The organism is Pseudomonas sp. LBUM1645, assembly GCF_059716185.1.
This window is the reverse complement of sequence record NZ_CP166811.1, coordinates 3,311,112-3,323,058: the sequence shown is the minus strand read 5'-3', so window position 1 is coordinate 3,323,058 and position 11,947 is coordinate 3,311,112. Positions and strand designations below refer to the sequence as shown.

The window sequence follows — 11,947 nt, the reverse complement described above, 5'->3', positions numbered from 1 at the left end:
TCACTTCAAACGACCCGATAGGAATTGCTGCAAACGTTCACTTTTTGGCTGGTCGAGGATCGTAGCGTCACCTTGCTCCTCGACCTTTCCCTGATGCAAGAACAACACCTGGCTGGAAACCTGCCGGGCAAACCCCATCTCGTGGGTCACCATCAACATGGTACGGCCTTCTTCGGCCAGTGCCTGAATGACCTTCAGCACCTCACCCACCAATTCCGGATCGAGTGCCGAGGTCGGCTCGTCGAACAACAGAATCTCCGGCTCCACCGCCAGGGCACGTGCGATCGCCACCCGCTGTTGCTGCCCACCGGACAGAAACGCCGGGTATTGATCGGCCACTCGTTGCGGCAGACCGACCTTGTCCAGATAGGCCCGCGCACTCTCTTCCGCGGCCTTGCGGCTGATTCCCAGCACTCGACACGGCGCCAGCACGATGTTCTCCAGCACCGTCAGATGGCTCCACAAATTGAAATGCTGGAACACCATCGCCAGGCGCGTGCGCAAACGCTGCAATTGCGCTGGATGAGCGACGCGCATGCCACCGGCACCCGGGCGCGTGATGACGCGCTCGCCGTCCAGCTCAATGGCGCCTTCGTCTGCGCGCTCCAGAAAGTTGATGCAGCGCAGCATCGTGCTTTTACCCGAACCGCTGGCGCCGATCATGCTCACCACATCGCCTGCCCGTGCATTCAACGAGACGCCCTTGAGCACTTCGTTGTCACCAAAACGTTTGTACAGATTTTCAACCGTGAGTTTGTACATGTCAGCACTCCTGGAGCGGCGCGCCAAGCGGCACCGCTCTGGATAGAAAATGGGATTCAGTGAGTCGGACCGAGAAAGCTCAGCCAGCGCTTCTCCGCCAGGCGGAAGGCTCCGACCAGACCGAACGACAGCGCGAGGTACAGCAGACCGGCAATGCCGAATGCCTGGAAGGTCATGAAGGTCGCGGCGTTGGCGTCCCGAGCGATTTTGAGGATGTCGGGAATGGTGGCGGTGAACGCCACTGAAGTCGCGTGCAACATCAGGATCACTTCGTTGCTGTAATACGGCAGTGCCCGGCGCAATGCCGAGGGCAGAATCAGCCGCAGGTACAGGCGCCAACCGCTCAAGCCATACGCGTGGGCGGCCTCGATTTCACCGTAGGGAATGCTGCGAATCGCCCCGGCGAAGATTTCCACGGTGTAGGCGCAGGTGTTCAGCGTGAACGCGAGCAAGGTGCAATTCATCGCATCGCGGAAAAATGCTTCGAGCAGCGGTTGCGAGCGCACCACCGCGATGCCGTAGATCCCGCTGTAGCAAATCAACAACTGGATATACAGCGGCGTACCGCGAAACACATAAGTGAAGAGCTGAACCGGCCAGCGCAGCAATCCCCAGCGCGAGGTGCGCATGATCGCCAATGGCAACGACAGGAAGAACCCCATCACAATACTCGCCACCAGCAGCCACAACGTCATCGCCAGCCCGGTGAGGCTGTAACCGTCGCTGAACAGAAAGGGTTTCCAGTATTCGGCAATCAACTCGATCATCGTGCCATCCCCCGCACACCCTGGTTATAGCGCCGTTCCAGCACGCGCAAAACGTAGTTGGAAGCGCTGGTGATCAGCAAATACAACGCCGCTGCCAGCAGCAGGAAATCGAGCATGTTGAAAGTGCTTTTACCGGCTTCCTGCGCAACCTTGACCAGGTCCGACAAACCGATGATCGACACCAGCGCCGTGGCCTTGAGCAGCACCAGCCAGTTATTGCCGAGACTGGGCAAGGCGAAACGCATCATTTGCGGGAACACCACGAAGCGAAACCGCTGCCAGCGGTTCAGGCCAAAACACGCGGCGGCTTCCTGTTGGCCGCGCGGCACGCTCAGAATCGCCCCGCGAAAGGTCTCGGTGAAATACGCGCCGTAGATAAAGCCGAGAGTGATGACGCCGGCCACAAACGGGTCGATTTCCATGTAGGGCCAGTCCATGGCCTCGGTCAGGCTGCTCAACCAGCCTTGCAAGCTGTAGAAAATCAGCAGCATCAGCACCAGGTCCGGCACACCGCGAATCAGCGTTGTGTAGAAGGTAGCCGGCAGGTTCAACAGCTTCAGCGGCGACAGTTTCGCCGCCGCGCCGAGCAGGCCCAGCGCCATGCTCACCAGCAGGGAGAGCGCTGACAATTTCAGAGTGACCCAGGTGCCGTGCAGCAACAAAGGGCCATAGCCTTGCAGGGCCGAGAGATCGACCCCGATCAGATTCAGGAAGGAGTTCACGTCAGTCACCTGTCTTGAGGCGCCCGCGCGCAAGCGCTGCGCCTGTTACCAGGACGCAGCCTTCGGGGCGCGAGGATCAGTAGTTGTAGAGGTCCAGATCGCCGAAGTGTTTCTGCTGGATCTGCGCGTAGATACCCTTGTCATGCAGGGCCTTGATGGCGGCATTGAGCATGCCTTTGAGTTCTTCGTTGTCCTTGCGCACGCCGATGGCGATGTCGGATGGCACTAACGGGTCGCTGATGCCTTCACTGTTCTTGAAGTCAGCGCCTTGAGGGGAAGTCAAAAAGCTCATTTGCGCCTGCATCTTGTCCTGGATCGAGGCGTCGAGACGGCCAAATACCAGGTCGGCGTAGACCTGATCCTGATTCTGATAGGCACGCAGTTTCACGCCGCCGGGTGCCAGTTTGGCCTTGGCGTAGGTTTCCTGAATCGTGCCCTGCATGTAACCGATGGTCTTGCCCTGCAGCGACTCGGCGGTGGGCAACAGCCCGGAATCCTTGCGAGTGACGATGGCGGTCGGCCCGGCGTACAGGCGATCGGTGAAGTCGATCTGCTTTTTACGTGCATCAGTCACCGTCATCGACGATTCGATGGCATCGAACTTACCGGCCTTGAGGGCCGGAATCAGCCCGTCGAAGTCATTGCTGACCCACACGCATTTCAACTTCAATTCGGCGCAGATCGCGTTGCCCAAATCCACGCCAAAGCCCTGCACGCCGCCCTCGGCGGTGGTGGACTCAAAGGGTGGGTAACTGGGGTTGACGCCGAATCGCAACTCTTTCCATTCCTTGGCGCTGGCGCCAGTGGAGCAGCACAGCAATGCGATTACCGGCAAGGTCAGCCATTTGATGTTGATCATCTTCTTGAGTCCCGGATTATTTGGATTTATCGCGGTCTGGCGCCTGCGCCTAACCACACTTTTTGACAGGGGCAGAGAGTCGATGCGGTATTCACCGCAGCCGTATTTGTTGTTGTTTTCGACCGGTCGAGCCAGCCGTCGGAGTGCAGTCCGTTCCAGGCGCATCGTCGCAAGCGCTTGAAATGGACCGTCAGAATGCCAACTGCCAGGCCGGTGCAGGTGTCGAAAGCCCCCGTCCAGACAGCTCAACTGCGCTGAACGAGGGGCTTTCACAGCCGATTCTGTCGTCGGCAATCAAAGATCAAAAGATCGCAGCCTTCGGCAGCTCCTACCTCAGAACGCGTACACCCTGTAGGAGCTGCCGAAGGCTGCGATCTTTTGATCTTGCTTTAAGGCAAAAACGCAAACTAACCCTGCACATATCCCGGTTGTACATCACAAATTTGCACTGTTACGATCCAGCATCGCTCGCGCGCGAGCTTCTCTATAAAGAACAATAAAAGCAGGGAGTTAGTGATGACTGCTCAGGTTTCTTCTCCGCGGACTTCGTCCATGGATGCCACGCAAAATGAAGTGCTGGCCGAGGTTCGCAACCACATCGGTCACCTGACCCTCAATCGCCCCGCCGGCCTCAACGCCATTACCCTGGACATGGTGCGCAATCTGCAGCGCCACCTCGACGCTTGGGCACTGGATCCGCACGTACATGCGGTGGTGTTGCGCGGTGCTGGCGAGAAGGCTTTCTGTGCCGGCGGCGACATCCGTTCGCTGTACGACAGCTTCAAAAACGGCGACACGCTGCACGAAGACTTCTTCGTCGAGGAATATGCCCTCGACCTCGCTATTCACCACTATCGCAAACCTGTACTCGCCTTGATGGACGGTTTTGTCCTCGGCGGCGGCATGGGACTGGTACAAGGCGCCGACTTGCGAGTGGTCACCGAGAAAAGCCGTCTGGCGATGCCAGAAGTGGCGATCGGTTATTTCCCGGATGTCGGTGGCAGCCATTTCCTGCCGCGCGTTCCTGGTGAACTGGGTATTTACCTCGGCGTCAGCGGTGTGCAGATTCGCGCGGCCGATGCGCTCTATTGCGGCCTGGCCGACTGGTACCTGGAAAGCGACAAGCTGGGCACCCTGGACGAACACCTCGATCAGCTCGAATGGCACGAAACGCCGTTGAAGGACCTTCAAGGTCTGCTGGCGAAACTCGCTGTGCAACAACTGCCGGCACCACCTTTGGCGGCGTTGCGCCCGGCCATCGATCACTTCTTCGCCCTGCCCGATGTGCCGAGTATTGTTGAGCAACTGCGTGAAGTAACGGTCGCCGACAGCCACGAGTGGGCCACGACCACCGCCGACCTGCTGGAAAGCCGTTCACCGCTGGCCATGGGCGTGACTCTGGAAATGCTCCGTCGTGGTCGGCACTTGAGTCTGGAAGACTGCTTCGCCCTTGAGCTGCACCTGGACCGTCAATGGTTCGAGCGCGGCGACCTGATCGAAGGCGTGCGCGCCTTGCTGATCGACAAAGACAAGAAACCGCGCTGGAACCCGCCGACCTTGCAGGCGCTGGACGCCGAGCACGTCGCGAGTTTCTTCACGGGTTTTGACCAAAGCGGGAGCTGAGCCATGCACGATATCGAATTGAGCGAAGAGCAAGTCATGATCCGCGACATGGCCCGGGACTTTGCCCGCGGCGAAATCGCGCCCCACGCACAAGCCTGGGAAAAGGCCGGCTGGATCGACGACGGTCTGGTGGCGAAGATGGGCGAACTGGGTCTGCTGGGCATGGTGGTGCCCGAGGAATGGGGCGGCACCTATGTCGACTACGTCGCCTACGCCTTGGCCGTGGAAGAGATTTCGGCCGGTGACGGCGCCACTGGCGCACTGATGAGCATTCACAACTCAGTGGGCTGCGGGCCGGTCCTCAACTACGGCACTGAAGAACAGAAACAGACCTGGCTGCCGGATCTGGCCAGCGGTCAGGCCATCGGCTGCTTCTGCCTGACCGAACCACAGGCCGGGTCCGAGGCCCACAACCTGCGCACTCGCGCCGAACTGCGCGACGGCCAGTGGGTGATCAACGGCGCCAAGCAATTCGTCAGCAATGGCAAACGGGCGAAACTGGCCATCGTGTTTGCGGTGACCGATCCGGACCTGGGCAAGCGCGGCATCTCGGCGTTCCTGGTGCCGACCGATACCGCCGGTTTCATCGTTGATCGCACCGAACACAAAATGGGTATTCGCGCCTCCGATACCTGCGCGGTGACCCTGAGCAACTGCACGATCCCCGAAGCCAACCTGCTGGGTGAACGCGGCAAAGGACTGGCGATTGCCCTGTCGAACCTCGAAGGCGGCCGCATTGGCATTGCAGCACAAGCGTTGGGCATTGCCCGCGCGGCGTTTGAAGCGGCGCTGGCCTACTCGCGGGATCGGGTGCAGTTCGACAAGCCGATCATCGAGCACCAAAGCATCGCCAACATGTTGGCCGACATGCACACCCGGTTGAACGCGGCACGACTGTTGATCCTGCATGCCGCGCGGTTGCGCAGTGCTGGCAAGCCGTGTCTGTCGGAGGCTTCACAGGCCAAACTGTTTGCGTCGGAAATGGCCGAGAAAGTGTGTTCGTCGGCGATGCAGATTCATGGCGGGTATGGGTATCTGGAGGATTACCCGGTGGAGCGTTATTACCGGGATGCACGGATTACGCAGATTTATGAAGGGTCGAGCGAGATACAGCGGATGGTGATTGCTCGGGAGTTGAAGCACTACCTGGTGTGAAGCCCTAAAAGCATCGCGAGCAAGCTCGGCTCCTACAGGATTGCGCATAACCTGTAGGAGCCGAGCTTGCTCGCGATGGCGTCATCGAATACGCCGAATCACTTGCCGACGAACTCGGCCTCACGTTTGGCAATAAACGCCGCCATCCCTTCCTTCTGATCCTGCGTCGCAAACGCCGCATGGAACACCCGACGTTCAAAGCGCACACCTTCCGACAGGCTCACTTCAAACGCGCGGTTGACGCTTTCCTTGATCATCATTGCAATCGGCAGCGACTTCTTGGCAATCAGGGCCGCGACTTTCAACGCTTCTTCCAGCAACTCATCAGCCGGAACAATACGCGCCACAATCCCGCAACGCTCCGCTTCCACCGCATCGATCAAGCGACCGCTGAGGCACATTTCCATGGCCTTGGCCTTGCCCACCGCGCGGGTCAGGCGCTGGGTGCCGCCCATGCCCGGCAGTACGCCGAGGTTGATTTCCGGCTGACCGAATTTCGCGTTGTCGCCGGCCAGGATGAAATCGCACATCAGCGCCAGTTCACAACCACCGCCCAAGGCGAAACCATTGACGGCGGCAATGATCGGCTTGCGGCGGTTAGCCACGCGATCGCTGTCGCTGAACAGGTCGTCGAGGTAGATCTGCGGGTAAGTCAGCTCAGCCATTTCCTTGATGTCGGCGCCGGCCGCGAAGGCTTTTTTCGAGCCGGTCAGCACGATGCAGCCGATGTTCGAATCGGCTTCCAGGCCATCGAGGGCGTGGTTCAGCTCACTGACGATCTGCGCGTTCAACGCATTCAGTGCTTGCGGACGGTTCAGGGTAATCAGGCCGACGCGACCATGGGTTTCCAACAAAATCGTTTCGTAACTCACAGATGACTCCTTCTCAAAGATTGCGCGAAATAACCATGCGCTGAATATCGCTGGTGCCTTCGTAGATCTGGCAAACGCGCACGTCGCGGTAGATCCGCTCCAGCGGGAAATCGTTCAAGTAACCGTAACCGCCAAGGGTTTGCAACGCCGAGGAACAGACTTTCTCGGCCATTTCCGAGGCAAACAGCTTGGCCATGGACGCTTCGACCAAGGCCGGTTTGCCGCTGTCTCTTAATGCCGCCGCGTAATGCACCATCTGCCGGGCGACGGCGATTTGGGTCGCCATATCCGCCAGGCGGAACGCGACCGCTTGATGCTCGATGATCGGTTTGCCGAAGCTTTCACGCTCGCGGGCATAGTCGCGGGCCGCTTCGAACGCAGCGCGGGCCATGCCCACCGATTGTGAAGCAATGCCGACGCGGCCGCCTTCGAGGTTGGCCAGGGCGATTCGATAGCCTTCGCCCTCCTCGCCCAAGCGGTTGGCCACCGGCACCTTCACGTTTTCGAACAGGATCTGGCAGGTGTCGGAAGCGTGCTGGCCGAGCTTGTCTTCGACCCGTGCGACTTTGTAGCCCGGCGAATCGGTCGGCACGATCAGCGCCGTGATGCCACGTTTGCCGGCACTTGGGTCAGTCACGGCAAACACGATCACCACCCCGGCGTTCTGCCCGGAGGTGATGAACTGTTTGCAGCCGTTCAACACGTAATGATCGCCTTCCAGACGCGCGCGGGTTTTCAAGCCGCTGGCGTCGGAACCGGCCTGCGGTTCGGTGAGGGCAAAAGCCCCGAGCATCGAGCCACTGGCCAAAGGTTTGAGGAAGCGTTCTTTCTGGTCGTCGTTGCCGTACTTGAGAATCGGCACGCAACCCACCGAGTTGTGCACGCTCATGATGGTCGAGCAGGCGCCGTCGCCGGCCGCGATTTCTTCCAGGGCCATGGCGTAGGCCAGGTAACCGGTGTCGCAACCGCCCCACTCTTCCGGCACCAACATGCCGAAGAAGCCCAGTTCCGCCATCTCGCCGATGGCTTCCTTGGGGAAGCGATGCTCGCGGTCCCACTCGGCGGCGAACGGTTTCAGCCGTTCCTGGGCAAACTGCCGGGCCGCGTCGCTGATCTGAAGTTGTTCGTCATTGGGAATCATGCCAAATCCTTAAATGTAATTGCCCCGTAGGAGCTGGCGAAGCCTGCGATCTTTTGATCTTGATCTTAAAAAACAAAATCAAAAGATCGCAGCCTCGTTTCACTCGACAGCTCCTACAGAAACCGCTCGGGCGTTAGTACAAACACTCAACTGCCATGGCCGTGGCTTCGCCGCCGCCGATGCAGATCGCTGCAACGCCGCGTTTGAGGCCTTTCTGGCGCAGGGCCGAGAGCAAGGTCACGAGGATCCGCGCGCCAGACGCACCGATCGGGTGACCGAGGGCGCAAGCGCCGCCGTGAACGTTGACCTTCTCGTGAGGAATTTCCAGCTTGGTCATGGTGACCAGACTGACCACGGCGAAGGCTTCGTTGACTTCGACCAGATCGACTTCGTCCAGCGACCAGCCGGTTTTCTTCATCAGCTTCTCGATCGCGCCCACCGGTGCCACCGGAAACAGGCCCGGTGTGTCGGCAAACGCCGCGTGGCCGTGAATCACTGCCAGCGGTTTCAGGCCGCGCTTTTCAGCTTCGGAACGGCGCATCAACACCAGTGCCGCAGCACCATCGGAGATCGAGCTGGAGTTCGCCGCCGTCACCGTGCCGCCGTCGCGGAACGCCGGTTTCAAGGAAGCGATCTTGTCCAGTTTGGCTTTCGGTGGCTGTTCGTCGTTGCTGATCAGCACTTGCTCTTTGCCGACGGTCACAGTGAGCGGCACGATCTCGTCTTTGAAGCTGCCGTCCTTGATCGCCTGCTGCGCGCGGGTGGTCGAGGCAATGGCAAACGCGTCCTGGGCTTCGCGGGTGAAACCGTTGGTTTCAGCGCAATCCTCGGCGAAGGTGCCCATCAGGCGACCTTTGTCGTAAGCGTCTTCCAGACCGTCGAGGAACATATGGTCAAGTACGCGACCGTGGCCCATGCGGTAACCGCTGCGGGCGCGGTCAAGCAGGTACGGCGAGTTGGACATGCTTTCCATACCGCCAGCGACAACCACGTCGGCGCTGCCGGCCACCAGCATGTCGTGGGCCAGAATGGCCGCTTCCATGCCCGAACCGCACATTTTGTTCAGAGTGGTGCAGCGAGTCGATTTATCCAGCCCGGCGCCCAGTGCGGCTTGACGCGCAGGGGCTTGGCCGAGGCCTGCGGACAGGACGCAACCGAACAGCACTTCTTCAACCGCGTCTGGCGCCACACCGGCGCGTTCAACGGCGGCGCGAATTGCGGCAGCACCGAGTTGCGGTGCAGTCAGGCTTTTCAGTTCGCCCTGGAAACCACCCATCGGGGTGCGGACGGCGCTGACGATAACAATGGGATCGTTGGAAATAGTCATGACAAATCCTCCTTATTTGGCGGCCATGCGCAAGGCGCCGTCGAGACGGATCACCTCGCCATTGAGCATGCTGTTTTCAATGATATGCCTGACCAGCTCGGCATACTCGCTTGGTTTGCCCAGACGTGGCGGAAATGGCACGCCAGCGGCCAGGGACGTGCGGACTTCCGGGGTCATGCCGGCCATCATCGGGGTTTCGAAAATGCCGGGGGCGATGGTCATCACGCGGATGCCGAAGCGCGCCAGCTCACGGGCGGCGGGCAAGGTCAGGCTGACGATCGCGCCTTTGGAGGCGGCATACGCGGCTTGGCCGATCTGGCCGTCATAGGCTGCAGCCGAGGCGGTGTTGATGATCACGCCGCGCTCGCCATCGGCATCCGCTTCGGTTTCGGCGATTGCCGCAGCCGCGAGGCGCAGCATGTTGAAGCTGCCGATCAGGTTGACGTTGATTACCTGGCTGAAATTGGCCAACACGTGTGGGCCGTTTTTGCCGAGGATCTTCTCACCGCGCACGATGCCGGCGCAGTTGACCAGACCATTCAGGCCACCGAAAGCTTTGACCGTGGCCTGCACAGCGGCTTCCGCGGCGGCTTCGTTGCTGATATCCGCCACCACGCTTTGCGCGCCGAGGCGTTCAGCCTGGGCCGCAACGGCTTCGGCGTTCATGTCCACCAGCATCACTTTGGCGCCGGCCGCGACCAGCATTTCAGCGGTGGCCGCACCGAGGCCCGACGCACCGCCGGTGACGAGAAAAATCTTGTTTTCGATCTGCATCATTGTTTCCTTGGATTCAAGCTGAAACGTTCTTCGCGGCGGCCTCTTGAGCCTTGGCGATTTCCTGGTTGCGCAAGATAAAGCGCTGCAATTTGCCGCTTGGGGTTTTCGGCAACTCGCTGACAAATTCGATTTCACGGGGGTACGAGTGCGCGGCCAGTCGTTTGCGCACGTGCTGGCGCAGTTCTTCGGCCAGTTCCGGCGTCGGGCGATATTGCGAGCAAATCACCACGAAGGCTTTAACCAGCTCGGTGCGCTCCGGATCGGGCTTGCCGACCACGGCTGCTTCGACCACGGCTGGGTGTTCGATCAACGCACTTTCCACGTCGAACGGACCGACGCGATAACCGGAGGTGGTGATCACGTCGTCGCTGCGACCGACGAAGCTGATGCTGCCGTCCGGGTTCCACTCGACGGTGTCGCCGCTCAGGTAATAGTTGCCGACGAAGGCCTTGGTCGGTGCGCCTTCGTAACCGGCGAACCAGCACATCGGCGACTGGGTGCGATCGATGGCCAGAATGCCCGGCTGGCCGACGCCGAGTTCTTTGTACTCGTCATCCAGCACCACGATGCGGTGGCCCGGCGAGGCGAAACCGGCGGCGCCCATGTGGATCGGATGCTCCAGGCCATGGTGATTGCACAGGACCATGCCGAGTTCGGTCTGGCCGTAATGATCGTGGATGACCACACCGAGGTTTTCGGCGAACCAGCGAATCACTTCCGGGTTCAGCGGCTCGCCGGCGCTGCTGACGATGCGCAGCTTGCCCTTGATCGAGCGGGCGAACTCGTCGCCACCTGCGATCAACAAGCGATAGGCCGTCGGCGAACCGGTGAGGTTGGTGATCCCGTATTTGTTGATCACTCGGCAGGTGCTTTCGAGGGTGAACGGGCCATCGTAAAAGGTGATCGGATGCCCCATGGCCATCGGCCCGGTGACACCGAAATAGATGCCGTAGGCCCAACCCGGATCGGCGACGTTCCAGAAGGCGTCTTCAGGGCGCAAGTCCACGGCGTCACGGGTGTAGCTCTGGAAGGCGACGATGGCCTTGAGCGGAACGGACAGCGCTTTCGACGGACCGGTGGTGCCCGAGGTGAACATCAGCAGGAATGGGTCTTCGCCGGTCAACAGGACCGGTTCGCACACAGGAGAATAATTGGCCAGTTCGGCCCAGAAGCTGTAATCGCCGCGGACGATGCCTTGGCCTTTGGGACCGGCGACGGTGACGATGGTCGGGCAGTCGGCGACTTCAGAGAGTTTGGAGCGATTGCCCGCGTCGGTGACCACCACTTTGGCGCCAGAGGAGCTGAGGCGGTGTTCGATGGCTTTCGGGCCGAATGCCGTGAACAGCGGCTGGTAGACCGCGCCGATGCGCCAGGTGGCGAATACGGTGATCAGTAATTCGATGTTACGTGGCAGGAGACCGGCAACCTTGTCGCCTTTTTTCACGCCTTGGGCCAGCAGGAAATTGGCTAAACGCGCAGCTTTGTCCTGCAAGTCGCTGAAGGTGTAGGTCGCGCTGGCGCCATCGCGCCCTTCCCAGAACAACGCGATGCGCCCCGGCAAGGCATGCCGGTCGCAACACTCGACACAGGCATTGAGGGCAGTCAAATCGCCCGCGAGCGCGGCGTCGACGGTGTGCTGATAATTGAACTGTGATGTAGCAGACAAATAATCGCGCATTGCCAGAATCCCTTTGTATTTTTATTAGGCTGGGGGAACCGTAATTAAACAGGGAAATACTCGCTCTGCGCGGGGCGCGGGACAATGGTCAAAGCTATCAAGTTGCGTGACTGGTTTGGCCAAGATTCAAGGGATGCGTCGTCAGGGCGGACGTCATCGCGGGCAAGCCTTGCTCCTACACGGCGTGGTCAGCCACAAATGGTGTGAATCACCAGGACCTGTAGGAGCAAGGCTTGCCCGCGATGGCGCCAGATCAGGCACCAT

The 11,947-nt window shown here is 60.1% G+C and carries 11 protein-coding genes; 2 read left to right on the top strand and 9 right to left on the bottom strand.

Annotated elements, in window-relative coordinates; all coding sequences use genetic code 11:
* The 4 genes from ACA079_RS14915 to ACA079_RS14900 form a co-directional block, all read right to left on the bottom strand.
* Complete coding sequence (locus ACA079_RS14915) at positions 1–762, bottom strand: ABC transporter ATP-binding protein (RefSeq protein WP_008155281.1); 762 nt, start codon at positions 760–762, stop codon at positions 1–3.
* Between the two features lie 56 nt (positions 763–818).
* Positions 819–1,529, bottom strand: coding sequence for an ABC transporter permease (locus ACA079_RS14910; protein WP_008155279.1), 711 nt, complete (start codon positions 1,527–1,529; stop codon positions 819–821).
* The gene (locus ACA079_RS14905; protein WP_033054762.1) at positions 1,526–2,251 is read right to left on the bottom strand and encodes an ABC transporter permease; all 726 of its coding nucleotides are present in this window, start codon (positions 2,249–2,251) and stop codon (positions 1,526–1,528) included. Before ACA079_RS14905 ends, ACA079_RS14910 begins: the two co-directional genes overlap by 4 nt.
* A gap of 76 nt (positions 2,252–2,327) precedes the next feature.
* On the bottom strand, positions 2,328–3,110 hold the full coding sequence (locus tag ACA079_RS14900) for a transporter substrate-binding domain-containing protein (protein WP_497704115.1): 783 nt from the start codon (positions 3,108–3,110) through the stop codon (positions 2,328–2,330).
* A 516-nt stretch (positions 3,111–3,626) separates the two neighbouring features.
* On the opposite strand from ACA079_RS14900, the gene ACA079_RS14895 reads away from it, so the two are divergent.
* Both ACA079_RS14895 and ACA079_RS14890 read left to right on the top strand, forming a co-directional pair.
* Positions 3,627–4,733 (top strand): enoyl-CoA hydratase/isomerase family protein, encoded by a 1,107-nt coding sequence (locus ACA079_RS14895; protein ID WP_497704114.1) that lies wholly within the window; start codon positions 3,627–3,629, stop codon positions 4,731–4,733.
* Between the two features lie 3 nt (positions 4,734–4,736).
* The gene (locus tag ACA079_RS14890; protein WP_059402381.1) at positions 4,737–5,888 is read left to right on the top strand and encodes an acyl-CoA dehydrogenase family protein; all 1,152 of its coding nucleotides are present in this window, start codon (positions 4,737–4,739) and stop codon (positions 5,886–5,888) included.
* Between the two features lie 98 nt (positions 5,889–5,986).
* Here the strand turns inward: ACA079_RS14890 and ACA079_RS14885 are convergent, their stop codons facing one another.
* From ACA079_RS14885 to ACA079_RS14865, 5 genes are all read right to left on the bottom strand, one after another.
* Complete coding sequence (locus tag ACA079_RS14885; protein WP_059402380.1) at positions 5,987–6,760, bottom strand: enoyl-CoA hydratase; 774 nt, start codon at positions 6,758–6,760, stop codon at positions 5,987–5,989.
* Between the two features lie 13 nt (positions 6,761–6,773).
* Positions 6,774–7,901 carry an acyl-CoA dehydrogenase gene (locus ACA079_RS14880; RefSeq protein WP_497704113.1) on the bottom strand — a complete coding sequence of 376 codons (1,128 nt, stop codon included), beginning with the start codon at positions 7,899–7,901 and terminating at the stop codon, positions 6,774–6,776.
* A gap of 133 nt (positions 7,902–8,034) precedes the next feature.
* The gene (locus tag ACA079_RS14875; protein ID WP_497704112.1) at positions 8,035–9,228 is read right to left on the bottom strand and encodes an acetyl-CoA C-acyltransferase; all 1,194 of its coding nucleotides are present in this window, start codon (positions 9,226–9,228) and stop codon (positions 8,035–8,037) included.
* Between the two features lie 12 nt (positions 9,229–9,240).
* Entirely contained in the window at positions 9,241–10,002 is a 762-nt protein-coding gene (locus ACA079_RS14870) for an SDR family NAD(P)-dependent oxidoreductase (protein WP_497704111.1), read from the bottom strand.
* A gap of 16 nt (positions 10,003–10,018) precedes the next feature.
* Entirely contained in the window at positions 10,019–11,683 is a 1,665-nt protein-coding gene (locus ACA079_RS14865) for an AMP-binding protein (protein ID WP_497704110.1), read from the bottom strand.
* Between the last annotated feature and the right edge of the window lie 264 nt (positions 11,684–11,947).